Origin of the sequence: Bacillus sp. MD-5 (genome assembly GCF_002201875.1) — a bacterium.
Taxonomy (GTDB): Bacteria; Bacillota; Bacilli; order Bacillales; family Bacillaceae; genus Bacillus; species Bacillus stercoris.
The window spans coordinates 3,549,570-3,573,373 of record NZ_CP021911.1; the positions used below are offsets into that span (position 1 = coordinate 3,549,570).

The 23,804-nt window shown below is 44.7% G+C and carries 30 protein-coding genes; 4 read left to right on the forward strand and 26 right to left on the reverse strand.

Annotated features, from left to right (window positions below):
* Positions 1–4 precede the first annotated feature (4 nt).
* Positions 5–745: a YwmB family TATA-box binding protein gene (locus tag CDO84_RS17930; RefSeq protein ID WP_040081554.1), complete on the reverse strand. Its 741-nt coding sequence runs from the start codon at positions 743–745 to the stop codon at positions 5–7.
* A 134-nt stretch (positions 746–879) separates the two neighbouring features.
* Entirely contained in the window at positions 880–1,110 is a 231-nt protein-coding gene (locus CDO84_RS17935) for a DUF1146 family protein (RefSeq protein ID WP_003227691.1), read from the reverse strand.
* A 169-nt stretch (positions 1,111–1,279) separates the two neighbouring features.
* On the opposite strand from CDO84_RS17935, the gene CDO84_RS17940 reads away from it, so the two are divergent.
* On the forward strand, positions 1,280–1,753 hold the full coding sequence (locus CDO84_RS17940; RefSeq protein WP_040081553.1) for a hypothetical protein: 474 nt from the start codon (positions 1,280–1,282) through the stop codon (positions 1,751–1,753).
* 35 nt (positions 1,754–1,788) lie between these two features.
* Here CDO84_RS17940 and CDO84_RS17945 read toward each other — a convergent pair whose 3' ends face one another.
* The 18 genes from CDO84_RS17945 to spoIIR form a co-directional block, all read right to left on the reverse strand.
* Positions 1,789–2,187, reverse strand: coding sequence for a F0F1 ATP synthase subunit epsilon (locus tag CDO84_RS17945; protein WP_014478254.1), 399 nt, complete (start codon positions 2,185–2,187; stop codon positions 1,789–1,791).
* A 23-nt stretch (positions 2,188–2,210) separates the two neighbouring features.
* The gene (atpD, locus tag CDO84_RS17950; protein WP_014665715.1) at positions 2,211–3,632 is read right to left on the reverse strand and encodes a F0F1 ATP synthase subunit beta; all 1,422 of its coding nucleotides are present in this window, start codon (positions 3,630–3,632) and stop codon (positions 2,211–2,213) included.
* 25 nt (positions 3,633–3,657) lie between these two features.
* A complete protein-coding gene (gene atpG, locus CDO84_RS17955; RefSeq protein ID WP_040081552.1) occupies positions 3,658–4,521 on the reverse strand; it encodes an ATP synthase F1 subunit gamma in 864 nt (287 codons plus the stop codon).
* Positions 4,522–4,597: 76 nt separating this feature from the next.
* Positions 4,598–6,106 (reverse strand): F0F1 ATP synthase subunit alpha, encoded by a 1,509-nt coding sequence (gene atpA, locus CDO84_RS17960; protein WP_040081551.1) that lies wholly within the window; start codon positions 6,104–6,106, stop codon positions 4,598–4,600.
* Between the two features lie 16 nt (positions 6,107–6,122).
* On the reverse strand, positions 6,123–6,668 hold the full coding sequence (locus tag CDO84_RS17965; protein ID WP_040081550.1) for a F0F1 ATP synthase subunit delta: 546 nt from the start codon (positions 6,666–6,668) through the stop codon (positions 6,123–6,125).
* On the reverse strand, positions 6,665–7,177 hold the full coding sequence (gene atpF, locus CDO84_RS17970) for a F0F1 ATP synthase subunit B (protein WP_003244051.1): 513 nt from the start codon (positions 7,175–7,177) through the stop codon (positions 6,665–6,667). The genes CDO84_RS17965 and atpF overlap by 4 nt, the downstream gene beginning before the upstream one ends.
* Before the next feature lie 162 nt (positions 7,178–7,339).
* The gene (atpE, locus tag CDO84_RS17975; protein ID WP_003151167.1) at positions 7,340–7,552 is read right to left on the reverse strand and encodes a F0F1 ATP synthase subunit C; all 213 of its coding nucleotides are present in this window, start codon (positions 7,550–7,552) and stop codon (positions 7,340–7,342) included.
* 45 nt (positions 7,553–7,597) lie between these two features.
* Entirely contained in the window at positions 7,598–8,332 is a 735-nt protein-coding gene (atpB, locus tag CDO84_RS17980; RefSeq protein ID WP_014665720.1) for a F0F1 ATP synthase subunit A, read from the reverse strand.
* A gap of 7 nt (positions 8,333–8,339) precedes the next feature.
* Positions 8,340–8,723, reverse strand: coding sequence for an ATP synthase subunit I (gene atpI / locus CDO84_RS17985; RefSeq protein WP_003243159.1), 384 nt, complete (start codon positions 8,721–8,723; stop codon positions 8,340–8,342).
* A gap of 425 nt (positions 8,724–9,148) precedes the next feature.
* Positions 9,149–9,778, reverse strand: a complete 630-nt coding sequence (gene upp, locus CDO84_RS17990) for a uracil phosphoribosyltransferase (protein ID WP_003227670.1) — start codon at positions 9,776–9,778, stop codon at positions 9,149–9,151.
* Between the two features lie 136 nt (positions 9,779–9,914).
* Entirely contained in the window at positions 9,915–11,162 is a 1,248-nt protein-coding gene (glyA, locus tag CDO84_RS17995; RefSeq protein WP_014665721.1) for a serine hydroxymethyltransferase, read from the reverse strand.
* Positions 11,163–11,367: 205 nt separating this feature from the next.
* Entirely contained in the window at positions 11,368–11,910 is a 543-nt protein-coding gene (locus CDO84_RS18000; protein ID WP_014665722.1) for a TIGR01440 family protein, read from the reverse strand.
* 12 nt (positions 11,911–11,922) lie between these two features.
* On the reverse strand, positions 11,923–12,372 hold the full coding sequence (rpiB, locus tag CDO84_RS18005; RefSeq protein ID WP_014665723.1) for a ribose 5-phosphate isomerase B: 450 nt from the start codon (positions 12,370–12,372) through the stop codon (positions 11,923–11,925).
* A gap of 156 nt (positions 12,373–12,528) precedes the next feature.
* Positions 12,529–12,981, reverse strand: a complete 453-nt coding sequence (prpB, locus tag CDO84_RS18010) for a protein arginine phosphatase PrpB (protein WP_040081549.1) — start codon at positions 12,979–12,981, stop codon at positions 12,529–12,531.
* A gap of 75 nt (positions 12,982–13,056) precedes the next feature.
* Positions 13,057–13,614 carry a manganese efflux pump MntP gene (locus tag CDO84_RS18015; protein WP_040081548.1) on the reverse strand — a complete coding sequence of 186 codons (558 nt, stop codon included), beginning with the start codon at positions 13,612–13,614 and terminating at the stop codon, positions 13,057–13,059.
* Positions 13,615–13,692: 78 nt separating this feature from the next.
* Entirely contained in the window at positions 13,693–14,733 is a 1,041-nt protein-coding gene (locus tag CDO84_RS18020) for an L-threonylcarbamoyladenylate synthase (protein ID WP_040081547.1), read from the reverse strand.
* Between the two features lie 156 nt (positions 14,734–14,889).
* Positions 14,890–15,333, reverse strand: a complete 444-nt coding sequence (locus CDO84_RS18025) for a GNAT family N-acetyltransferase (protein WP_040081546.1) — start codon at positions 15,331–15,333, stop codon at positions 14,890–14,892.
* A 65-nt stretch (positions 15,334–15,398) separates the two neighbouring features.
* On the reverse strand, positions 15,399–16,073 hold the full coding sequence (gene spoIIR, locus CDO84_RS18030) for a stage II sporulation protein R (protein WP_040081545.1): 675 nt from the start codon (positions 16,071–16,073) through the stop codon (positions 15,399–15,401).
* A 140-nt stretch (positions 16,074–16,213) separates the two neighbouring features.
* Here spoIIR and CDO84_RS18035 point away from each other — a divergent pair, with 140 nt between their 5' ends.
* Positions 16,214–16,576: a UPF0715 family protein gene (locus CDO84_RS18035; protein ID WP_040081544.1), complete on the forward strand. Its 363-nt coding sequence runs from the start codon at positions 16,214–16,216 to the stop codon at positions 16,574–16,576.
* 16 nt (positions 16,577–16,592) lie between these two features.
* On the opposite strand, the gene CDO84_RS18040 is transcribed toward CDO84_RS18035, so the two are convergent.
* Genes CDO84_RS18040 through prfA form a run of 3 tightly spaced genes read right to left on the reverse strand, consistent with a single transcriptional unit; the run spans position 16,593 to position 18,878 of the window.
* A complete protein-coding gene (locus CDO84_RS18040; protein WP_014665731.1) occupies positions 16,593–16,880 on the reverse strand; it encodes a DUF5316 family protein in 288 nt (95 codons plus the stop codon).
* A gap of 59 nt (positions 16,881–16,939) precedes the next feature.
* Positions 16,940–17,806, reverse strand: a complete 867-nt coding sequence (prmC, locus tag CDO84_RS18045; protein ID WP_040081543.1) for a peptide chain release factor N(5)-glutamine methyltransferase — start codon at positions 17,804–17,806, stop codon at positions 16,940–16,942.
* 1 nt (position 17,807) lies between these two features.
* Positions 17,808–18,878, reverse strand: a complete 1,071-nt coding sequence (gene prfA, locus CDO84_RS18050; RefSeq protein WP_003227645.1) for a peptide chain release factor 1 — start codon at positions 18,876–18,878, stop codon at positions 17,808–17,810.
* 125 nt (positions 18,879–19,003) lie between these two features.
* Between prfA and gloA2 the strand changes: the two genes are divergently transcribed.
* Positions 19,004–19,390 (forward strand): SMU1112c/YaeR family gloxylase I-like metalloprotein, encoded by a 387-nt coding sequence (gene gloA2 / locus CDO84_RS18055; RefSeq protein WP_082032942.1) that lies wholly within the window; start codon positions 19,004–19,006, stop codon positions 19,388–19,390.
* A 121-nt stretch (positions 19,391–19,511) separates the two neighbouring features.
* On the forward strand, positions 19,512–20,066 hold the full coding sequence (gene racA, locus CDO84_RS18060; protein WP_040081541.1) for a chromosome-anchoring protein RacA: 555 nt from the start codon (positions 19,512–19,514) through the stop codon (positions 20,064–20,066).
* Positions 20,067–20,100: 34 nt separating this feature from the next.
* Here the strand turns inward: racA and CDO84_RS18065 are convergent, their stop codons facing one another.
* The 3 genes from CDO84_RS18065 to CDO84_RS18075 all read right to left on the reverse strand — a co-directional run bounded on the left by CDO84_RS18065 (position 20,101) and on the right by CDO84_RS18075 (position 23,716).
* Complete coding sequence (locus CDO84_RS18065; protein WP_014478268.1) at positions 20,101–21,060, reverse strand: AEC family transporter; 960 nt, start codon at positions 21,058–21,060, stop codon at positions 20,101–20,103.
* 81 nt (positions 21,061–21,141) lie between these two features.
* Complete coding sequence (gene malS, locus CDO84_RS18070) at positions 21,142–22,839, reverse strand: oxaloacetate-decarboxylating malate dehydrogenase (RefSeq protein WP_040081540.1); 1,698 nt, start codon at positions 22,837–22,839, stop codon at positions 21,142–21,144.
* A gap of 289 nt (positions 22,840–23,128) precedes the next feature.
* Entirely contained in the window at positions 23,129–23,716 is a 588-nt protein-coding gene (locus CDO84_RS18075; RefSeq protein WP_014478269.1) for a thymidine kinase, read from the reverse strand.
* Between the last annotated feature and the right edge of the window lie 88 nt (positions 23,717–23,804).

Below are 23,804 nucleotides of genomic sequence, written 5' to 3' on the forward strand. Positions count from 1 at the left end.
TATATTAATATTCAGTCGTAACGATTGGTGTGCCAACCGTAACGGTATGTTTTCCGCCCATTCCTGCACTTCTAAGTGCAATTTGCAAATTCATCTTATGTTTCGAGGTCATAATGTACTCTTCCCACTCATCTGTAAACGCAGAAATAGAAACGAAATTTGGCTCAACTACATGTTCTACTGATCTTGCTTGAAATTCATTTAATAACTGATTTGCTTTTTTTTGCAAAACAATATTCATATTATCATCTAAATGACCATTTAGACAAGTAAAAATAACTACTTTTTCTTGGAATATCCCAAGTGTCTCCCGTTCAAACTGTTCATATGTATCATTCCAGCTATCCGGTGTCTCAAGACTCATTTGCTCATATAATAAATACGAAGTTGGGTTGTGTTTTTTGAGGGTTGTGACAAGCTGCAGTCTAAAAGAAGTGCGATTTTTTTTGTCAGTATATGTGCCAATTGCCTTTACGACTTTATCTTCCTGCGCAATCGTCCAATCATATTGACGATACTCTGATTTTAAACGTTGCACTTTTTGATCAAATTCTTTTTCGGTCAGTGACATGTTTTGTTTTGCATGCAATGTCCACTTATCTATTGACACATCTTGGCGTTCCATCCCCTCTGCTATTTGTGCCAACGGCGTTAATTCACTCGCATGAATGGTATGGAAAACAGCAATGACGAAGCTTAACATGACGGAAATCATAATGGCGTGGCTTACTTGTTTTTTCTTCATGTTCATCTCTCCCCCTTATCCCCAGTTTTACCGGAGGCAAGAGGCGCCATACGTAAAAATCTTCGTCAAAACTCGAGCTATTGCTTCAACCCGCTTCCTCCAACCATTCCCATGATGACGATAGTCAAAACCTATTAAAATAGATAGGGAAGCTGCTGTGAATAATTGAGGTAATCTAAAAAGAAATTCGCAACCGCCGTTCCAATAGCGATTGTCAGCAAAATCATAAGGAGTCTTGCCTGCACGACTTTGCCTTTTTTGATTAACGGATCTATATTGACGGCTTGCAGCGCCCACCAAGTCACTGCTATAAAAATCAGGTGAACGACAATGCCGATTGCAGCCTGCTGTCCCAATACACTCATCTATTACACTCCTTTCTCTGCGCTCATACCCTTTCTTATTATATAAGAAGCGCAGATAAAGATGATACATTTTATACAGAACGGAATAATCAGCCAAATCTAGGGCTAACCCCCACTTAAAGTGTGATTCTTTTACATGATATACTTTATTGGAAAGGAGCTGGCAAATGTGAATCATTCTTTTTTTCAGCCTGAAAAGCAATATGGTGAGGACCTGCCAATTTTTGAACAGGAATGGGAAGCAATTGCATTCTATTATGATTATAGACAGTCACAGATTGAAGAACTGAATGAATTGTGTCAGTTTTTTAACATTTCTCTTACCTATACGAGAGAAAGCCTTGAAGAGCTGGAAAACCTCTATTTTCAAAGTATACAAGAGCTTTTGCTTGCTGATTGGAATCTTCCTATTGAAGAATTCGAGAAAATGATCAGTGTTTATCTTATAGATTGCGTGATTGCCCGCCATGAAGATGCTGAATGGGTTGTAAAACCTTATCCGTATAAAGACGGCGCTTATACACTGGGCTTTAGAAGACATCGCAAATCGTGGCATACAATGAATACCTGTGATGGTTTATACTTGCGCCAAAAAGAGGATCGCCCGCTGCTGTCGCTGTTTGATTCTCTAGTGCGTTCATAAAAAAAATCCTTCTCATAAAGAGAAGGATTTTTTTCTTATTTCCCTGCTACATCCAATCTGTTCAAAGCCCGCTGTAACGCAAGCTCAGCCCGACGAATGTCAGTATCATCTGATTGAGAATTCAAACGCTCCTGCGCCCGCTGGCGTGCAGCTTCAGCGCGCTCTTTATCGATGCCTTCCGCTGTCTCGGCAGCCTGGGCTAGGATGGTGACCTGATCAGGACGGACTTCTACAAATCCGCCGCTGACGGCAACCATTTCAGTCTGTCCGTCTTTTTTCAGACGGACAGCGCCGATTTTAAGAGGAGCCACGGTTGGAATATGACCTGGCAAAATACCGAGATCGCCGCTTTCGGCTCTCACACTCACCATTTCGATATCCGCATCGTATACTGGGCCGTCGGGAGTAACGATATTGACTTTAACGGTCTTCATGCTTTTACCCTCCTAGGACCAGATTAAACTTCTACACCCATTTCTTTTGCTTTCTCAACAACTTCTTCGATACGGCCTACGAGACGGAACGCATCTTCTGGAAGATGGTCGTATTTACCAGCTAAGATTTCTTTGAAGCCTTGTACCGTCTCTTTTACAGGCACGTAAGAACCTTTTTGTCCAGTGAACTGTTCAGCCACGTGGAAGTTTTGAGAAAGGAAGAACTGGATACGGCGTGCGCGTTGAACGACAAGCTTGTCTTCATCACTTAATTCATCCATACCGAGAATCGCAATGATATCTTGAAGCTCTTTGTAACGCTGAAGCGTTGACTGTACTTCACGTGCAACAGCATAATGCTCTTCTCCAACAATTTCAGGAGCAAGGGCGCGTGATGTAGATGCCAACGGATCAACCGCAGGGTAAATACCCATTTCAGTTAATTTACGCTCAAGGTTTGTTGTCGCATCCAAGTGAGCGAACGTTGTCGCCGGCGCCGGGTCAGTGTAGTCATCGGCAGGCACGTAGATCGCCTGGATAGATGTAACTGATCCAACGTTCGTAGACGTGATACGCTCTTGGAGCTGACCCATTTCAGTTGCAAGCGTCGGCTGATAACCAACCGCTGAAGGCATACGGCCAAGAAGGGCTGAAACCTCAGAACCCGCTTGTGTGAAACGGAAAATGTTATCGATGAAGAACAGTACGTCCTGTCCTTGTACATCACGGAAGTGCTCAGCCATTGTTAGGCCTGTCAAAGCAACACGCATACGTGCGCCCGGCGGCTCGTTCATTTGTCCGAATACCATGGCTGTTTTGTTGATTACGCCAGAGTCACTCATTTCATAGAAAAGGTCGTTCCCTTCACGAGTACGCTCTCCTACGCCGGCGAATACAGAGATACCGCCGTGCTCTTGCGCGATGTTGTTGATTAATTCCTGGATTAATACGGTTTTACCTACACCGGCACCGCCGAACAATCCGATTTTACCGCCCTTGATGTAAGGAGCAAGCAAGTCAACAACTTTAATACCTGTTTCAAGAATTTCAACTTCTGTTGAAAGCTGATCGAATGAAGGCGCCTGTCTGTGAATCGGATCCTTTTTCGCATCCGCAGGAACCGGCTCATTCAAATCAATATTTTCTCCAAGAACGTTAAATACACGTCCGAGTGTTACATCACCAACCGGTACTGAGATTGGCGCTCCTGTATCTACAGCTTCCATACCGCGCTGAACACCATCCGTAGATGCCATTGCGATTGTACGGACTGAATCATCGCCTAAATGAAGAGCGACCTCAAGCGTTAAATCAATACCTACTTCGTTTTCACTTGCAGCTGGCTGTGAAATTTTAATCGCATTATAAATTTCAGGCAAGTGACCGTCTTCAAAACGCACGTCGACGACCGGTCCTAATACCTGGCTAACGCGTCCTTTCTTCATCGCTATCCCTCCTGACAAAATCTTTCTATTCTAAAGCGGCTGCTCCGCCGACAATTTCCGTAATTTCTTGTGTGATGGCTGCTTGGCGAGCACGGTTGTATGAAAGCGAAAGTGAATCGATAAGTTCCTTCGCGTTATCTGTCGCATTTTTCATCGCCGTCATTCTTGCAGCGTGCTCACTTGCTTTACTGTCAAGAAGCGCACCGAAGATTAAGCTTTCTGCATATTGAGGAAGCAAAACCTCCAGAACCTCCTCTTCAGATGGTTCAAATTCATAAGACGCCGTTCTTTTTCCGCCGCTGCTGCCCAAATCAGATAACGGCAGAAGTTTTTTCTCCGTTACTTCTTGAGAAATGGCGCTGACAAAATGGTTATAAACAAGGTGCAGTTCATCAAACGCACCGTCTATAAACATTTGGATCGTTTGACGGGCAAGATCCTTAATTTCTGTAAACGTTACTTCATCTCCAAGCCCTGTTAACTCGGAAATGATCGGAATCTCACGTTTCCTAAAGAAATCACGGCCCACTCTTCCGATGGCAATCACCGCATACTCATCCTTAGACTGATGACGTTCCTGCATGGCCTGATAAGCACTTCGTAAAACCGAACTGTTAAAAGCGCCGGCAAGACCGCGGTCAGACGTAATGACAAGGTATGCCGTTTTTTTCACTTCTCTGCTGAGAAGCATCGGATGCTTCACGTTGCCGGAAACTCTCCCGACGTTTGACACAACCTCTTGGATTTTATCCATATATGGCACAAATGATTTTGCATTGTTTTCAGCACGATTCAGCTTAGCCGCAGATACCATCTGCATGGCTTTTGTAATCTGGCTCGTTTTTTTCGTTGACGTGATCCTTGACTTAATATCGCGTAATGAGGCCAAAGATTTCACCACCTTTTCTCTTCATCTGCGTAAAAAGAGAGAAAAAGAGAACCTTTTTCTCTCATCAGCATTCGAGTTAGTTGCTTGGTGCAAATGTGCGTTTGAAGCCTTCGATTGCAGCTTTGAAGTCTTCATCAGCAGGAAGGTTTCCTGTTTTCGCAATTCCGTCAAGCAGGTCTCTATGGTTTTGGTCAAGGTACATGTAGTACTCTTCTTCAAAACGTCTGATATCCGCCACAGGAATATCATCAAGATATCCTTTTGTCAGCGCATAAAGAATGGCTACTTGGTTTTCAACCGGAAGCGGCTTGTTCAGATCCTGCTTCAGCACTTCAACTGTACGCGCACCGCGGTTCAGTTTTGCCTGAGTCGCTTGGTCGAGGTCAGAACCGAATTGAGCGAATGCTTCCAGCTCACGGTATGACGCAAGGTCAAGACGCAAAGTACCTGATACTTTTTTCATCGCTTTGATTTGCGCTGAGCCGCCGACACGGGATACAGACAATCCGGCGTTGATCGCTGGACGTACGCCTGAGAAGAACAAATCAGATTGCAGGAAGATCTGTCCGTCGGTGATGGAAATGACGTTCGTCGGAATATAAGCAGAGATATCTCCGGCTTGTGTTTCTACGAACGGCAGAGCTGTAATTGATCCTGCGCCTTTCGCGTCGCTAAGCTTTGCTGCACGCTCAAGCAGACGGGAATGAAGATAGAATACATCCCCAGGGAATGCTTCACGGCCTGGCGGACGGCGAAGAAGCAAGGACAGCTCACGGTAAGCAGCTGCTTGTTTAGAAAGATCATCATATACAACAAGAACGTGCTTGCCGCTGTACATAAATTCTTCTGCCATTGTAACCCCAGCATACGGTGCCAGGTACAGAAGCGGTGCCGGCTGTGACGCAGACGCCGTTACAACAATTGTATAATCAAGCGCGCCGTGTTTACGCAATGTTTCTACTACGCCGCGGACTGTTGATTCTTTTTGACCGATCGCAACATATACGCAGATCATGTCTTGGTCTTTTTGGTTCAGGATCGCATCGATCGCAACAGATGTTTTACCTGTTTGACGGTCACCGATGATCAGCTCACGCTGGCCGCGGCCGATTGGAATCAGTGCATCGATCGCTTTGATACCGGTTTGAAGCGGTTCATGAACGGATTTACGGTCCATAACGCCTGGTGCAGGGCTTTCGATCGGACGAGTTTTGCTTGTCAGGATCGGGCCAAGTCCGTCTACCGGCTGCCCTAGCGGATTTACGATACGGCCGATTAACTCTTCACCAACAGGGACCTCCATGATGCGGCCTGTTCTTTTTACTTCGTCTCCCTCACGGATCTCACTGAAAGGTCCTAAGATGACGATACCTACGTTTGATTCTTCAAGGTTTTGAGCCATACCCAAAACACCGTTTGAAAATTCGACAAGTTCACCGGCCATACAGTTGTCAAGGCCGTGCACACGAGCAATACCGTCACCGACTTGGATGACTGTACCTACGTCTTGAACTTCAATATCAGATTGATAATTTTGTATTTGCTGTTTTATCAGTGTGCTAATCTCTTCAGCTTTGATGCTCACTTAGGTTTCACCCCTTCTATCGATTTTCCCCGGCTAATTGACGTTCGATGCGCTGAAGCTTCCCGCTTACGCTGCCGTCATAAATCCGGTTTCCAATGCGGACTTTAATGCCGCCTATTAAATCCGTCTGCACTTCATTTCTGATTCTTAGTGAAGCGACTCCGGCTTTTTTTGCAAACACTTGTGATAATGGTAACATTTCTGCATCCGTCAGCGGTTTCACTGAATATACGATAGCGTCTTCTGTTTGACGGGCCACATTTGCGAGTTTGATAAACTCATCTGTGAACTCAGGGACAATCGCGGCACGATGGCGGTCAATCAAAAGAAAAATCGTATTGAGTACGGACTGTGACAAAGAGCCAAATGCATGTTGAATCAGCTCTTTTTTCTTCGCAGCCGGCACCTTCGGATGGTTTAACACATCATTCAGCGCTTTTTCATTTTGAAATACTTGTTTTACAACAATTAGCTCTTCTTCTACTTGATTCAGCTGAGCGGACTCATTGGCTATATCAAAAAGAGCTGATGCATATCGTTTAGAGACAGCTGATCCACTCATCGGCTTTCTCCTACCTCTTTAAGATAGTCCTGGATTAATTTCTCTTGAGCTTGTTCATCCAGTTCTTTTTCGATCACTTTCGACGCAATCATGACAGAAAGAGACGCTACTTGCTCACGGAGAGCAGAAACCGCCTGTTCTTTTTCCTTCACGATTTCAGTTCTTGCTGCTTCTTTCAGACGTTCAGATTCTGCACGTGCAGCCTGAATAATCTCTTCTTTTTGCTTCTCTCCCAGTTTCTTTGCGTTTTCGATAAGAGTTTGGGATTCTTGTCTTGCTTCTTTTAAAAGAACGCGCTGCTCTTCAATCAGCTGCTGCGCTTCTTTATTTTTTTCTTCAGCAGACGTAATTTCTCCAGCGATGTGGTCTTCACGCTGTTTCATTATGTTTAATAGCGGCCCTAAAGCGTATTTCTTCAGAAGCGCTAATAAGATTAACATAGCTAACAGTTGGAACAGGATATCTCCGCCGTTAAACGACAATCCTAGTTCAAGTGGTAATTGAGACATCTACTACGGCAACTCCCTTCTGCAGGTTTTTCTTTGCTGATCCAGCAGCCGCACTTGTCTCTTTTCAGCCGGCAAGGCGGGATGCTTATCAGACATAAAGCAATGGCGAAGGTTCTCTTGGAATGATCTTCGCCATTTTTAGTTCATATAAGGCTTTTATGCTTAGCCAAAGAACGCTAAGAATGCGATAACGACAGCGATAATAGGAAGGGCTTCAACTAATGCGATACCCATGAACATAAGAGTTCTTAGTTCTTTACCTGCTTCCGGTTGACGGGCAATCCCCTCTACCGTACGTGAAACAATCAAACCGTTACCAATACCTGCACCAAGTGCGCCTAAACCAATTGCGATCGCAGCTGCTATTAAATTCATGAAAAAGTTCCTCCTTTAAAATGTTATCCGTTTGGATATAATGTTTTAATGATCATGACTGATTTTATGAGACATGTACACCATCGTCAGCATCGTAAAGATAAATGCCTGGATGGCACCAATAAATAAACTGAATGCTTGCCATGCCAGCATCGGCAGAATCGCGCCGACTGTACCGACAAGACCTAGAGCCACGCTTTGCGAATAGTGGCTTGTCGCTAATCCTGCAAGCAGGCCGAGAAGAATCTCTCCGGCGAAGATGTTACCATAAAGCCGCAAACCGAGAGTCAGCGTATTCGCAAACTCTTCGATGATTTTCATCGGGAGCATGAATGGCACAGGTCTCAAATAGTCTTTGGAATATTCCTTGAGCCCTTTCATCTTCACACCATAGTAGTGGGTTAAAGCAACAACCATCACGGCTAGCGTTAATGTAATGGCAGGATCCGCTGTCGGAGACTTCCACCAGAGCTCATGTCCGATTGTAATAGAAAACGGCAGCCCCAGCATATTCGACACAAATATGTACATCAGCAATGTGACACCAAGTGCCAAGAAGTTAGCCCCTGTTTTTAAATCCATTGTACTGCCAATAATATTGCGGACGAAATCAACAATCCATTCCATAAAGTTCTGGGCTTTTCCAGGACGGATCGAAAGCGTTCTTGTCGTTAATATAGCAATCAATAAAACAATCACACTCGCCACAGTAATCATCAGAATGTTTGTCAGATTAAAAGTAAGACCTAGAAATTCTATAGTTCTGTAACCATGATTCAAAGGGTTTTCACCTCTCTTCCATTGATGAACGTTTAAGCTGGATAAAGGAATCTATCATAATGACAGGGTATATTGTCATTAATCCAATAACTGTACTTGCCATATGAAAATATTCGGGATTTTTATAGGCGACAGCCACAGCAAGAATCGCATTGCACCACCGCGCTGCGCTCCCGAGAGATCGTATGGACTTTCCTTTCTCAACAGCTCTGTCAAAAGCATTCATTCTCCTGACGAGCAGTAAAAAATTAAACAAACTGAAAACAGTTCCCAGAATAAGGCCTAAAAAAACGGTTTTATACGCTGTTAAACCATAACCCAGTACATACACTGCCAAAATGAACAATAAATATTTGCGTTGTCTGCTAAATGTAAGCTTGGGATCGTCCATCAATTATCTGTCTCCTGATGAAAAAATAATGTATAGCTTGGATACGGCAAAAATCAGCGGTTAACCCTTAGTAGAAGACCTTTTTTGACCGGCAAAAAACGGGCCTGTTCGAAAAAATCATTCATCCGCAAGCCTTGCAGGGATGCTGTTTCATTCGCTTAAATAAATCCTCATAATACGGGTTTGCTGAGAGGATTTACATTGGGGATGAGGACTATAATGAAAGCTATGAAAACCTTCTCATAATACCCTCGTTTAGCATACAATAGCCCCTAACATGTGTCAATCTGTTTAAAGTTAAAAAACTTTTTATACTTTACGTCTCCACAGAATGTTCACATTTTCACCTATAATTGTATACAAATTGACCGAATATCAAAAAACTGGATAAAAAAAAGAACCCCTTTATTTTGGGGTTTTCTTTTTTATTTTGTTCCAAACATGCGGTCTCCCGCGTCTCCGAGACCTGGAACAATATAGCCTTTTTCGTTTAATTTTTCATCAAGCGCCGCGATGTAAATATCAACGTCCGAATGATGCTTCTGCAATTCTTCCACACCCTCCGGCGCTGCTACAAGACACATGAAACGGATATTTTTCGCACCGCGTTTTTTGAGGCTGTGAATGGCTTCAACTGCGGAACCGCCTGTAGCGAGCATCGGGTCAACCACGATGAATTCACGCTCTTCCACATCAGAAGGAAGCTTGACATAGTATTCCACGGGTTTTAAGGTTTCAGGATCACGGTAAAGGCCGACATGCCCCACTTTTGCCGCGGGAATCAGCTTTAAAATGCCGTCAACCATTCCCAATCCTGCTCTTAGGATAGGAACCACTCCGAGTTTTTTCCCTGAGATGACTTTCGATTTTGCAGCCTGAACCGGTGTATTGATGTCCACTTCTTCCAAAGGAAGATCGCGGGTAATTTCAAATGCCATAAGTGTGGCTACTTCATCTACTAACTCTCTAAAATCCTTCGTACCTGTATTTTCATTCCGTATATATGTCAGCTTGTGCTGAATTAAAGGATGATCAAATACATAAACCTTTCCCATACTGTGTTTCAGCTCCTTTTTTATTGTCCCATCAACAATTACACACTTCTATTGATTCTACAAAAAAAGACATTGAGTTTCAAGAACATCGTCAAAAAACCCGCCGGGCATAAGCGCCATGCGGGTTTTTTGGATCTTAATAATCTAATTCTTTATATAAAGGAAATTTATCAGTCAGAGCAGCTACACGCTGTCTTGCTTCTTCAAGTTTCCCTTCATCTTCGTGGTTTTTCAATGCAAGCGCAATGATAGCGCCGACTTCTTCCAATGCGTCTCCGTCAAAACCGCGGCTGGTTACAGCAGCTGTACCAAGACGGATACCGCTTGTAACGAAAGGTTTTTCAGGATCGTATGGAATCGCGTTTTTGTTAGATGTAATACCGATTTCATCAAGTACGTGCTCTGCAACCTTACCAGTCAGTCCGAGAGAACGAAGGTCAACAAGGATAAGGTGGTTGTCAGTTCCGCCTGAAACAAGCTGAATGCCCTCTTTCGTTAACGCTTCAGCCAAACGTTTCGCGTTTGAAATGACGTTTTGTGCATATGTTTTGAAATCGTCCTGCAATACTTCGCCGAATGAAACAGCTTTTGCGGCAATAACGTGCATCAGCGGGCCGCCTTGAATGCCAGGGAAGATTGATTTATCAATTTTCTTGCCAAACTCTTCACGGCAAAGGATCATACCGCCGCGAGGACCGCGAAGTGTTTTATGTGTTGTTGTTGTAACGAAATCAGCATAAGGAACCGGGTTTGGATGAAGGCCTGCCGCAACAAGTCCTGCGATATGCGCCATATCCACCATGAAGTAAGCGCCGACTTCATCAGCAATTTCACGGAATTTCTTAAAGTCGATTGTACGAGGATACGCACTTGCTCCTGCTACGATAAGCTTCGGTTTATGAGCGAGGGCTTTTTCACGCACGTCATCGTAATCAATATATTGAGTTTCTTTATCTACGCCGTACTCAACAAAGTTATATTGAACACCGCTGAAATTGACTGGGCTTCCGTGTGTTAAATGGCCGCCGTGGGAGAGGTTCATCCCAAGTACAGTATCGCCTTGCTCCAAAATCGTGAAGTACACTGCCATATTTGCTTGTGCGCCTGAATGCGGCTGAACGTTTACATGCTCCGCTCCAAAGATTTCCTTCGCGCGGTCACGAGCGATATCTTCAGCGACATCGACGTGCTCGCATCCGCCGTAGTAGCGTTTGCCCGGATATCCTTCTGCGTATTTATTTGTCAAAACAGATCCTTGTGCTTCCATAACCGCTTCACTTACAAAGTTCTCAGAAGCAATCAATTCGATCTTAGTCTGTTGGCGTTCACGCTCATTTTTAATGGCGTTAAACACTTGTTCGTCTTGCGCAGGTAAATGTTTCATCAGCGAGATCCTCTCCTATCCGTATCCTGTTCTTTGTTTTACCATCACTATTGTACATGGTTTTTAAGGCCGATGTAAAAGATTATTTTTAAAAAATCTAAATTTTTATTGGTAAAAACGAATAATGATAACTTAAATTTAATTTAAAGTTCGGAATTTATATCACTGTCTTAAAATAAAAGAAAAGACTGGCCATGCAGTCCTTTCATTCGCAATCATAAACCGCCCGCACTCCGCCGATTAGTTTCGGCCGTGTACGCGCTAATGTCACATGGGCTGAACCGAGGCTGTTTTGAGAGACACGCACAGGGACAGCCACCGGCTTCAGATGCATGCCGATAAACGTATCGCCTATATCGATTCCTGCGTCAGCCTGAATGGTTTCAACAAGAACGGGAGACTTCATCTGTTTAAACGCATAAGACGCCATCGCGCCTCCCGCTTTTGGAACGGGCACGGCAGAAACGGTTGGAAGCCTGAACAGCCGGGCCGTGTCTGCTTCGACAACAAGCGCTCTGTTCAAATGCTCGCAGCATTGAAACGCGAGATGGATTCCCGTTTTTTCCCGAAGCTCGGCAAGTCCGCTGTAGATGCTTTCTGCAATGTCTACACTCCCTGATGTGCCGATCCGGCTGCCAGCCACTTCACTCGTGCTGCATCCAAGGACGAAAAGCTGATCTTGTTTCAATTCAGCCTGTTCCTGAAACTCAGACAGCATCGCCTGCCACGTTTGTTTCATCTCATTCATTAAACAGCACCCCTACAGGTTTTTCTCTTCATAATCTGAGATTTTTCCAATACGCGTTTGGTGTCTTCCTCCGGTAAACTCAGTGGTCAGCCAGATTTTTGCGATTTCCCGAGCCAAACCAGGGCCGATCACCCGTTCACCCATCGCAAGGATGTTTGTGTCATTATGCTCCCTCGTCGCCTTGGCGCTGAAGGTATCGTGCGCCAGCGCGCAGCGAATCCCTTTTACTTTATTTGCGGAAATGCTCATGCCGATGCCTGTCCCGCAAATTAAAATTCCTCTGTCAACTTCGCCGCTAACCACTTTTTCGGCCACCGGAAAAGCATAATCCGGATAATCGACAGAGCCGCTGCCGCAGTCGCAGCCCATATCAATATATTCAATTTGCAATTCGTCCATTAAATCTTTGATTTCATTTCGAATGTGAACGCCGCCATGATCCGATGCAATGGCTACTTTCATCTGCTTTTCCTCCCAGCGTGTGTGATGCGGCCCGCCCGCTTTATTGACCGCGCAGCCTGTCCGCTCTTTGATTCACACCATATGATGTGCTTTTCACTATATTCTACTCCTTCACGCAGGATTTGCAAATGACCTGTTTGCAGATATTCTGGCAACTTACCTGCCTTCTTTTTTCAGCTGTTTTGCCAGCTGCCGAAGAAGTTCTTCAAGCTCATCTCGCGTTTGTTTATAGATGTCAATTGAGCCGCCGAACGGATCGATAACATCCCCATGGCTGCCTGTGACATATTCTTTTAATGTAAACACTTTATCACGATAACGTCCAAATTGGCTGGCAATGATCTGTTTGTGCTGATGGGTCATAGCCAGAACCAAATCTGCCGATTCCATATGTTCTTCAGTTAATGGAGAAGACACATGATTAAGGGCAATGTGTTTTTCAAACAGCGCTTCGACTGCATGAGGCGTCGCTCTCCCATTAGGCGAAGCAAACACGCCTGCCGAGCGGACACTGACATTCAGCCCTTCCGTTTCTGCAATTGATTTAAAAAGCGCCTCAGCCATTGGGCTGCGGCACGTATTTCCAGTACAGACAAAAATAATATCCATGTCAGTCACCCCTTATTTTTCTCTATTATATATGAAGAAAAAAGAAACGGCGACTTCGTTTCTTTTATTGGTATATTAAATTGGCAATAGCAGCTTTAGCCCGAATACGATTAATATGATGCCCCCGAGCGCTTCGCTGTACGTGCCAAGCCATGACTGCACTTGTTTTCCGATCAGCAGGCCCAGCCATGTCAGCATCATGCTGAACAGCCCAAAAAGGGTGATTGTGAGGAGCGGATGCGAGCCGTATATTCCCAAGCTCAAGCCGACGGAAAAGCTGTCAAGGCTGACGCCGACGGCAAACAGCAATAAGCCCGGCCCTGCCGGCGACATCAATCGTTCTTCTGACTGTTTAAAAGAAGCCATAAGCATTTGAACCCCAAGAACAAAAAGCAGCGCCCCTCCGATATAAACCGCTAACACGCCGAGGAGCCCTGACAGCATGTTACCGGCCGCCATCCCCGCGAGAGGCATGATAACGTGAAAAAGGCCGATGATGAAACCGATATAGAATATCTGCTTCTTTCTGAGTTTGACCATGCCCATTCCAAGGCCGACAGAAAAAGCATCCATCCCTAAAGCAAACGCCATGATGCTTAATGTCATCAGTTCGCCTATAAACAAATCCGACATACATAAATAACCCCCTTGGACACGCCCCGCTTTTTTAGCCTATGCGTGTCCAAAAAGGGTTAGAACATCCGACTGCTTTCAGCGAATCACTCTTCCTCCGGCGGCTTTCATCAGCCTGTTCATAATGGCGAGACCGACACCTGTGTCCGGAAAGGATTCCGAGATAATAACATCCACATTATTCTCATCAAAGCTGCGTAAAGCATCATACAGCCCTGCCGCAACAGTCTCAAGCTGAGCACGTCTTCCGCAGCTCTTTACATAATCAGCGGAATAAACGCCCGCGTTTTCTTCTGTTGTCAGGACACCGACCCGTTTTCCGCCCTGTTGATATTCTTGAATGAGGTGCTGCATGCGCTCTGGGCTGCCTTCGCAAATCGCAAGCGGCGCTGTCGGCGCATAATGTGTATATTTCATCCCTGGAGAAATCGGCTTCTCATTTTGGTCGCTGAGCCCTTTATCCACATGGATCGGTCCGATCACCATTTCAATTTGTTCCTTCGTAATGCCGCCCGGGCGCAGGAGAACAGGGACGTCGCCCTCACATGAAAGCACGGTTGATTCGACTCCGATTCCGGTAGGGCCTCCATCCATAATACCGGCTATGCGGCCATCCAAGTCGTGAGCCACATGCTCCGCTTTTGTAGGACTTGGCTTGCCTGATAGATTGGCGCTCGGTGCTGCAATCGGCAGTCCCGATTCACGAATCAATGCAAGGGCAAGCGGATGATCCGGCATTCTAATAGCAACTGTTTCAAGACCTGCCGTTACACGAGGTGAAAGCGCACCGGGTTTGCAAGGCAAAATGAGCGTAAGTGCTCCCGGCCAAAACCGCTTCATCAATGTTTTCGCCTTTTCAGGCGCTTGGCCCGTTAAATCCTCAAGCTGACTGATATCCGCAATGTGGACAATCAAGGGATTATCGCTCGGCCGCCCTTTTGCCTCATATATTTTTTGGACGGCATCCGTATTTTTCGCGTTTGCGCCTAGGCCATATACCGTTTCTGTCGGAAAGGCAACGACCTCATTTTCTCGAAGCAAAGCGGCTGCTTGTGCAATTTGTGGATCATTTGTGGATAACTCGTCAGTTACATCCACAAACCATCTTTTCGTTTTCATTTCTGACCAAACTCCTTATTCACAACAATAAAACGATTGTTTTACGCGTGTAATCCTTTTGAAAGTATAAAAGATGTCCTGTAATAAAACAAGCGTTATCCACAAATTGTGGACAACGCTAATAAAGAAGTGGATAAGTATGTGTATAAACTGCATTTATCCAGACGTTTTTTTCATCAAAACGGCCCCTTCTGTTTGCCGCGATTCACAGAAATGATCAGAAGAGAACAGTTCTTCCGGTACACTTTCAGCTCTTTCAAATCCCATGGCCGTCAGAAAGTCCGCAGAGGAATGCTGATTCGCTACTAGATATACGGTTTTGATTTGATGCTTTTCGCACAGCACCTCCATGCTTTGAAAAAGCGTGACAATATGGCCTTGGTGAAGCTTGTCCGATATGACCAGCGATCGCAGCAGCCCCTGGTCACAGCTTATTTTTTCAATTCCGAGGCAGCCGGCAATGTTTTTCTCATTGTCCTCCAGCATAAGAAATTGAGTGAAGCCTTCTTTCACGCCTTCATAGCTGGTTTTCGCCTGTTTTAAAAATTCCTCAAGCACATCTCCGTCTTTTTCCCTTGCCACCCGCAGTTGATAAAACATCCGTTCACCCCGTTTTTCGTTCTTTCTTCAAATCTATGAGGCAAATCTATTTTTAGACCAGATGATTAGGAAAAAAGGTCGGAAATCCATTCGACTAAGAAGAATTTCACTTCTGTGCCGTCTTCCTTCTCTTCTTTCTCTTCTTTTTTTGCTTTCTCTGCTTTAGCGGTTACGTCCTCAAGCACTTTTTCAGTCTGCTTTTTTGAGGCTTCTTTATCTTCTTGCTCTTTGACGGCTTCCCCGTTAGAAAAATCGAGAAAGCAGAGGGGCGGGAACAGCACACACCACCAGTTGGCGCCGTCGCCGTTTCCAAGCGTGATCAAAATCGCTTCATACTCACCGGCTGGATAAACCATGTTGCCGTAAAGCTTTGTCGGAAACGAGATTTTGTCAAAATCAACGGATATCGACTGATTCGCTCCTTCTTTCTCCATCGTTTCCTTTGCAATCGCTTTGATTTCAGGCAGCTTTGAGCGAATCACACGACGCGCTTCTTCAATAGAAGTAATATCCTTTACCCAAGTTGTGATTTCTTTATTCACCGCATCTCTGATATGACGTTTTAATTGCTGGTCTTGATCACTATCGCTGTTTGCCAATATTCTCAAACGAATCGCCTGATCCGGTATGACCACCGGCTGATTTTCCGATTGCTGTGCCGTCTCTTCTTTCGCAAGCCCTACGAGCGCTCCGGATAATAAAAGAAAGATATATATACAAATGATTACTGTTTTTTTCATCGGTCCCCACCGTTCCTCTCCGTGCTTTGTTTCTAGCCCTATTATGGACAAGGAGAACCTGGGGTAAACGTGCAGGGTGAAAAAAATCTAGCAAGCTGTTAATCTTATTTATGGTACGATAGTGCTTTAGGAGGTTTAAGATGAAATACAATTATACAGTGCTCTTATCAGCATTCACGATGTCGGTTCTTTATTCGGTTATTTATATTCATTCATTTATTATTGCCGCTCTCATCACAATGGCATTTTATTTTCTGTTTCCTTATTTGATCTTCGCACTGCCGCTTCAAATCATGATGAATAAAAAGCCGAAACGGTTCAACCCTTTGTACCTGCTGTATTACCTTGCCGCTGCTTTTATTGCCAACGCGATCATTTTCGGCGTGCTTCAGCCTTCGGGACAATCTCTTTTTCAAAATACAGCCTTTTATCTTTTCGCTGTATTAACAGCTCTTGTCTATTGGATATGGGACTCTGTTTTACTGCAAAAAAAGGAAGCCTAAAAGGCTTCCTTTTTTATTAAAACAAAACCGTCAGCAAATAACATAGAATGGAAGGTATCGCCGCAACAAAAAAAGCGGCTGCCATTTTTAGACGTGATGTACGGCCTTCTTTGGTTTCTGAATGGTAGTTTGCCCGCTGATCGCTTCCGCTTACAGCCAAACCCGATGTGATGATCGCGAGCCCGACTAAAACGAGAGACGCAACGCCAAAAATCGCTTCATATGAAGGAGCCTGTGAAAAAATGGTGCCAATCATGCTCTCAATCGCGATGAGCAGGATTCCTGCTGTCAGGGCCTTTTTCATGTTTACATCCCCTTTGCTGGTGTTCAACAGCTTGATCCATTCACTCGCCGGCAAGCTGCTTATTTATTTTTATGAATCAGAGCGCATATGGTTCTGTCTTTTCCATTAATATCTTTCAGCACTTCCACTTCCGCATCCTTAAACGCCTTGAGGATCAAGTCTTTGACCGCCGCCCCCTGTTTCCAGCCGATTTCAAAAACGACAAATACTTTCTCCTTCATGACAAGCGGGATGTCTTCCATAAACCGCTTATAAAATTTCAGCCCGTCTCCGCCATCGGTGAGCGCGTGCAGCGGCTCATGAAAACGGACAATTTCAGATAGATCAGCCATTTCTTCCTCTGAAATATATGGCGGGTTCGAGACAATGATATCTGCTTTTTTTCCCGCCTTAATAAAAGGCTCAAGCAGATCGCCCTGATAAAAGCGCACATTCGCTCCAAGTTTTTCTGCATTGGCAGAGGCGACTTGCAGCGCCTCTTTCGAAATATCGACTGCTGATACAGAAAAGCTTTGGTTTTCAAGCGCAAGCGTGACGGCTATCGCGCCGCTCCCTGTACCAACGTCAACGACTTCGAGCCGGTCATCTTCAGAAAAGACATTACGATATTTTTCAAGCAAATGAAGGACAACCTCTTCTGTTTCCGGCCGCGGGATCAGCACATCATCATTCACCATAAATTCCCGCCCGTAAAAAAACTCTTTTCCGATAATGTATTGCACCGGCACGCCCTCTTTATGCATCTCAACGTGACGCGTAAAGCGATACAGTTCGTCGTCGCCAATCGGTTCCTGCAAGCTGGCGAGCAGCCTGCTTCTCTCCATTCCAGTATCATAAAGCAATAGCAGCTCGGCAGCATTTTCTTCTCTTCCCGCTTCGGTTAAATAAGAAGAAGCCCATTTCAGGGCTTCGAATATCGTCTTCATCTTAACCTTCCGACTGCTGAAGCTTGCTCGCCTGATCTTCTACGATCAGTGCTTCAACCACTTCGTCAAGTTTTCCTTCAAGAATCTGATCAAGCTTTTGAATCGTCAAACCGATTCTGTGATCCGTCACACGGTTTTGCGGGAAGTTGTATGTGCGGATACGTTCAGAACGGTCACCAGATCCGACTGCTGATTTCCGTGTTTGATCATATTCAGCCTGGGCTTCCTGCTGAAATTTATCATAGATTCTGGCACGAAGAACCTTCATTGCTTTTTCTTTGTTCTTGATTTGAGATTTTTCATCCTGGCATGATACAACAACACCTGTCGGCAAGTGCGTCAGACGAACGGCAGACATTGTTGTGTTGACGCTTTGTCCGCCCGGTCCGCTTGAAGCAAACGTATCGACGCGGATATCCTTCTCATGGATGTCAACCTCTACCTCTTCCGCCTCAGGAAGACAAGCTACCGTTGCAGTGGATGTATGGATACGTCCGCCCGATTCTGTTTCCGGAACACGCTGTACGCGGTGGGCGCCGTTTTCATATTTGAGTTTAGAATATGCGCCGCTTCCCGTAATCATAAAGATGATCTCTTTGTAGCCGCCTGTTCCGGTTACATTCGCTTCCATGACCTCTGTCTTCCAGCCTTGAAGCTCAGCGTAACGGGAATACATTCTGTACAGGTTGCCAGCGAATAAAGCGGCTTCCTCGCCTCCCGCAGCTCCGCGAATCTCCATGATAACGTTTTTGTCGTCATTAGGATCTTTCGGGATCAGGAGCACTTTCAAGCGTTCTGACAGTGTTTCCGTTTCCTTCTGAAGTTCAGAAATCTCTTCCTTCACCATGTCGCGCATCTCAGCGTCCAGCTTCTCTTCAAGCATTGCTTTTGCATCAGCCAGCTGTTCTGACGCATCTCTGTATTGTCTATATACGTCAACTGTTTCTTGTATATCAGATTGCTCTTTTGAATATTCTCTCAGCTTTTTCGGATCGTTGACTACTTCTGGATCGCTTAAAAGCTCATTTAATTTTTCGTATCGTTCTTCGATTGATTTTAAACGGTCTAACACGGTCTTCACCTCTGTTTTCCTGTGCGTAACATTCTCATTATAGTATAGTGATTAACCCCAGTCAAAAGCATTTCAATCCCAGCTTTAAAAGCCTCCTCTGCTATACTGGGAATCGAGGAGGGATATTGTTGCTGAAATCCATACATCATATTGCAATCATATGTTCAGATTACGAAAAGTCGAAAGCTTTCTACGTACATAAGCTTGGTTTTCAGGTGATTCAAGAAACGTACCGCGAAGAGCGCGGCTTCTATAAGCTTGATTTGTCGCTTAACGGCTCGTATGCCATTGAACTGTTCTCGTTTCCCGACCCGCCCGAACGCCAAACCCGGCCTGAAGCCGCAGGGCTGCGTCACCTCGCCTTTACAGTCAGCAGCTTGGATGAGGCGGTTCAGGCGCTTCATGAAAAAGGAATTGAAACAGAGCCAATCAGAAAAGATCCGCTGACCGGCAAGCGTTTCACCTTCTTTTTTGATCCTGACCAGCTTCCATTAGAACTGTATGAACAATAATATTTTTTGAAGAAAAAAAGGAGATACCCACTTTCTTTGCCGAATCTTTTCTTGTTTTGTCTAACGGGAAGGGAACCGCATTCTATGGTCGAATACCTAGCTAAAAAGGAGGTATGGGATCATGAATACAAATATGGTAGCAAGTGAACTCGGCGTCTCCGCAAAAACGGTGCAGCGGTGGGTGAAGCAGCTGAATCTCCCGGCCGAACGCAATGAGCTCGGACATTATTCGTTCACGGCAGAAGACGTGAAGGTTCTAAAATCTGTTCAAAAACAAATCTCTGAAGGCACGGCGATTCAGGATATTCATCTGCCGAAAAGCGCTAAAAAGCGCACAGGCTTCCTTGTCCAAAAAACAAATGGCGACACAGAACGAAGAATCGAGCAGCTTGAACAAAAGCTGGACACCCTTTTACAGCAAAGGCAGGACGAAAACGAACTGATAGCAAGGATTTCGGAGCTGGAACGCCAGCTGAAACAAAAAGCCGATGAAGGTGTATCTTACCAGCTGCTTCAGCACCGCAGAGAAATTGATGATATTCTTGTAGACCTGCAATCACTGACCTCACAAATGAGAGAATTCACCGCTCAGCCGATCCCCGAGACCGCTGCTGCTTCTGAAAAAACCAAAACAAGAAAAAAACCGCTGCTGTCACTGTTCAAATTTCAAACCTAAAGCAAAAAGCTCCCCGTAAAGGGAGCTTTTTTTGTTACGCAGTAAGCGCGATAATGATTGGAAGTGAAATCAAAGACAGAATCGCACTGACCACAAACGCAGTCGCAGTTTCTTCTTCTTGTTTCTCGAAACGAGTCGCAATCATGGCTGCAACGGCAGAACCAGGGAATGCAACAAGAAGGATCGCTTTTGTCATTTGGTCAGCTGGAAGTCCGACTGCAAGAGCAATCAGGAACATTAACGCAGGCTGAACCGCAACTTTTAGTAACGCAATACCGATAGCCGGCATACTGAGTTTAATTTTACGAATACCAACGGTAACACCGACAGCAAAGAGAGCAACACCAGATGTTGTGCTTCCAAGCTGATCGAGCATTTTAACACCCAGCTCAGGAAGAGTGAAGTTGAACACCAACACTAAGATCATACTGATTAACGGAGCAGCTGCAAGCGGCTCACAAAGACCATGCAGGATTGATTTTCCTGTCATCTTCCAGAAGCTGTCGCCGCCCTCTTCGTTTTTCTTAGAAGTCTCACCTACAGTAGCAACAATGATCGCGAGCGGATCAAGAATCGCGTTTACCACGATACCTGTGACCGCGATCGGAATCGCAACTTCATTCGCTCCGAATAAGCTTCCCAATACAGGAATACCCATAAACGCGAATGTCGGCTGTGCAGAGTTCAAAGAAAATACAGATGAGTTCGTTAAATCATACTTGAAAATAAATCTGCAAACCAAAAGAATGATGATGTAGAAACCAACAATCCCAATAATTAAAGAAATCATTAAAGGAACTTGTGATAAAAATTCACTTCTGGAAGTTGTCAAAATACCAGCGATAAAGTGAGCTGGAAGTGCGTATTTCGTTACTAACGTACTTACCCCTTTTGCCGACTTGGCATCATAACTTCCAAAATGTCCTGCAAACCAACCCAGCACGATAACAAAGAAGATCGGCGCCAGGAGGATTAAGATATCTAAGATGCTCAAAATATTCTCCTCCAAATCCTATGTCCGTATACTTTAGCTTTACAAAAAGCTTTCCCTCGGACAGAAAAATTTACTCGCTAATTATTTCGCGATGATTTTTTTGTATTCCGGTGTCCACATTGCATCAAGAACCGCTTGTTTCACATCTTCAGGCTGACGATTTGCCACGCCATCTTTAATTGCTGCTTCAGCAACGGCAATCGCAACTTGAATAGAAACCTCTTGAAGCTTATCAATGCTTGGAAGCAACCCTGCTCCGGGTGTTTCAAGATCAACCATTTCAGCAATCGCATCAGCAGTTGCAGCAAACATAGCAGGCGTAATGATACGCGCTTCAGCTACAATTGAACCAAGTCCAAGACCAGGGAACGCGAATGCGTTGTTAGATTGTCCGATTTCATAAGAAACACCGTTGTATTCTACATTGTCAAATGGGCTTCCTGTTGCAATAAGCACTTTTCCGTCAGTCCATTTGAACAGGTCTTCAGGAACTGCTTCAGCAAGGTGAGTCGGGTTAGACATCGGCATGATAACCGGACGGTCTACGTGAGATGCCATTTCTTTTACAATTTCCTCTGTGAACGCACCTGAAACCCCTGAAGTGCCAATCAAGATCGTTGGTTTCGCTTGGCGAACCACTTCATCGAATGGAATTTGACCTTTTTCATCGCGCTTCCAGTCTTTCACTTCATCCGCATTGCGAAGGTAAGGTTTTTGGAAATCAAGGATGCCTTCGATGTCTTCAGTCAGCAAGCCTCTGTAATCAAGTGTGTAGAAACGTTTGTTAGCTTCTTCTTCAGACAATCCGGCAAGCACCATTGTGTCACGGATTTGGTCAGCAATACCGATACCGGCAGAACCAGCACCGAAAATAACAACACGCTGATCTTTAATAGAAGCGCCTGTTTTCTTCATAGCGGCAAGCACACCAGCAAGTGTAATCGCGCCAGTACCTTGAATATCATCATTAAATGTCAGGATTTCATGATTGTATTTCTTCATGATATTGCGTGCATTTTTGTTGCCAAGGTCTTCCCAGTGAAGAAGCGCTTTAGGGAAGAATTTCAATGCAGCTTTTACATATGCGTCAATGAAAGCTTCATAGCGTTCACCTTGAACACGTTCATGCTTGTTCCCAATATATAAAGGATCGTTTAGAAGTTTTTCGTTGTTCGTACCGACATCAAGCACAACCGGGATAACACGGCTAGGGTCAATACCAGCTGCAGCAGTGTAAACAGCTAATTTACCGATTGCGATGTTAATACCGCCTACACCCCAGTCACCGATACCGAGAATGCTTTCAGAGTCAGTAGCAACGATAAGATCAATATCGCCTGCTGTCGCATGAAGGTTTTCAAACGCTTTTTCAATACCGTCAATGTTGTCGATTGACAAGTAGATTCCTTGAGGTCTTCTATATTCATGGCTGTACTCCTGAATCGCTTCACCAACTGTTGGTGTGTACACAACAGGAAGCATTTCGCGAAGATGGTTTTGCAGCAATTTATAGAAAAGAACTTCATTGCGGTTTGCAAGATCACTTAAGTAAACATTTTGACGAAGGCGGTCAGGCTGCGCTTGGAACTGCTCGTACGCGCGTTGTGCTTGTTGATCAAGAGAAAGTACAGTTGGCGGAAGAAGCCCTTCTAAGCCAAGTTCTTGTCTTTCTTCTAGTGAAAAAGCAACGCCTTTATTTAAAGTAGGAATAGATAAAACTTCTTTTCCTCTAAGAGTTGTTTCTAAGTGCCCTTCTTTGGTTTTTTTTATGTTATTCAAGCAAATCTCCTTCTTTCTTGAAATAGTTAACCAAGTTAAGTAATAACCCATCTAAAATATGACCGATCATGATCTTTATGCGACTTTGTGACAATTATTCGAACAATGTCTCAAAACTATTTACATTACGTAAGCTATTGTATGCCTGTCAAAATCAAAATTCAAGGGAAGAAAATTACTTAATTTTTTAATATACTTAATTAAATTTTTTAATTGAATATTATCAGAATATAAAAAAAACACCGGTGTTTTCAGCCGGTGCTTTCTATCTTTATACCCATGTTTTGGACTATTTTTTAGATTTTCCTGGGACTTCATGATGATGTCTGCATCTGGCTTCATACGATTCAGAGGCACCAACCAAAATGACCGGATCATCGTAAGAAGCAGGTTTGCCGTCAATGAGGCGCTGTGTTCTGCTCGCCGGTGATCCGCAGACAGAACAAACGGCTTGCAGCTTTGTCACACTTTCTGCAATCGCCATAATGTTCGGCACGACGCCGAACGGCTCTCCCCTAAAATCCATATCGAGGCCCGCTGCTATCACACGGTAGCCTTTATCGGCAAGAGATGATAAAACCTCAACAATTTCCTGATCAAAAAACTGCACTTCATCAACCGCAATCACATCTGTACTTTCACTGATGTGATCCCAAATGTCAGCAGCAGACGAAATGGCGTAGCTCGTCATTGATGTTCCATTATGGGAGACAACAGCAGCTTCGCTGTATCGATTATCAATCACAGGCTTAAATACCCTGACTTCCTGCTTGGCGTAAGTCGCTCTCTTCACTCTTCTGATCAGCTCTTCAGATTTCCCCGAGAACATGCTGCCGCAAATCAGCTCAAGCCACCCGCTTTGTTTCATTATGTACATAGGCTTCGCCCCCCTCTCTCTGCCAGCTGTGCTTTAGACAATATAAAAAACAGGCAAGATTGCTTCTTGCCTGTTGAGAAATCTATTA

What these genes read in the sequence shown, in the direction of transcription:
- CDO84_RS17945 (WP_014478254.1), bottom strand. Translation starts at nt 2,187, where the DNA reads ATGAAGACCGTTAAAGTCAATATCGTTACTCCCGACGGCCCAGTATAC.
- CDO84_RS18040 (WP_014665731.1), bottom strand. Translation starts at nt 16,880, where the DNA reads ATGAAAAAGGCCCTGACAGCAGGAATCCTGCTCATCGCGATTGAGAGC.
- CDO84_RS18075 (WP_014478269.1), bottom strand. Translation starts at nt 23,716, where the DNA reads ATGTACATAATGAAACAAAGCGGGTGGCTTGAGCTGATTTGCGGCAGC.
- glyA (WP_014665721.1), bottom strand. Translation starts at nt 11,162, where the DNA reads ATGAAACATTTACCTGCGCAAGACGAACAAGTGTTTAACGCCATTAAA.
- atpD (WP_014665715.1), bottom strand. Translation starts at nt 3,632, where the DNA reads ATGAAGAAAGGACGCGTTAGCCAGGTATTAGGACCGGTCGTCGACGTG.
- prmC (WP_040081543.1), bottom strand. Translation starts at nt 17,806, where the DNA reads ATGAAGACGATATTCGAAGCCCTGAAATGGGCTTCTTCTTATTTAACC.
- prpB (WP_040081549.1), bottom strand. Translation starts at nt 12,981, where the DNA reads ATGGATATTATTTTTGTCTGTACTGGAAATACGTGCCGCAGCCCAATG.
- racA (WP_040081541.1), top strand. Translation starts at nt 19,512, where the DNA reads ATGAATACAAATATGGTAGCAAGTGAACTCGGCGTCTCCGCAAAAACG.
- rpiB (WP_014665723.1), bottom strand. Translation starts at nt 12,372, where the DNA reads ATGAAAGTAGCCATTGCATCGGATCATGGCGGCGTTCACATTCGAAAT.
- spoIIR (WP_040081545.1), bottom strand. Translation starts at nt 16,073, where the DNA reads ATGAAAAAAACAGTAATCATTTGTATATATATCTTTCTTTTATTATCC.
- CDO84_RS17930 (WP_040081554.1), bottom strand. Translation starts at nt 745, where the DNA reads ATGAAGAAAAAACAAGTAAGCCACGCCATTATGATTTCCGTCATGTTA.
- CDO84_RS18035 (WP_040081544.1), top strand. Translation starts at nt 16,214, where the DNA reads ATGAAATACAATTATACAGTGCTCTTATCAGCATTCACGATGTCGGTT.
- CDO84_RS18025 (WP_040081546.1), bottom strand. Translation starts at nt 15,333, where the DNA reads ATGTTTTATCAACTGCGGGTGGCAAGGGAAAAAGACGGAGATGTGCTT.
- CDO84_RS18000 (WP_014665722.1), bottom strand. Translation starts at nt 11,910, where the DNA reads ATGAATGAGATGAAACAAACGTGGCAGGCGATGCTGTCTGAGTTTCAG.
- CDO84_RS17935 (WP_003227691.1), bottom strand. Translation starts at nt 1,110, where the DNA reads ATGAGTGTATTGGGACAGCAGGCTGCAATCGGCATTGTCGTTCACCTG.
- CDO84_RS18020 (WP_040081547.1), bottom strand. Translation starts at nt 14,733, where the DNA reads ATGAAAACGAAAAGATGGTTTGTGGATGTAACTGACGAGTTATCCACA.
- atpE (WP_003151167.1), bottom strand. Translation starts at nt 7,552, where the DNA reads ATGAATTTAATAGCAGCTGCGATCGCAATTGGTTTAGGCGCACTTGGT.
- atpI (WP_003243159.1), bottom strand. Translation starts at nt 8,723, where the DNA reads ATGGACGATCCCAAGCTTACATTTAGCAGACAACGCAAATATTTATTG.
- CDO84_RS17965 (WP_040081550.1), bottom strand. Translation starts at nt 6,668, where the DNA reads ATGAGTGGATCAGCTGTCTCTAAACGATATGCATCAGCTCTTTTTGAT.
- upp (WP_003227670.1), bottom strand. Translation starts at nt 9,778, where the DNA reads ATGGGAAAGGTTTATGTATTTGATCATCCTTTAATTCAGCACAAGCTG.
- atpF (WP_003244051.1), bottom strand. Translation starts at nt 7,177, where the DNA reads ATGTCTCAATTACCACTTGAACTAGGATTGTCGTTTAACGGCGGAGAT.
- CDO84_RS18015 (WP_040081548.1), bottom strand. Translation starts at nt 13,614, where the DNA reads ATGTCGGATTTGTTTATAGGCGAACTGATGACATTAAGCATCATGGCG.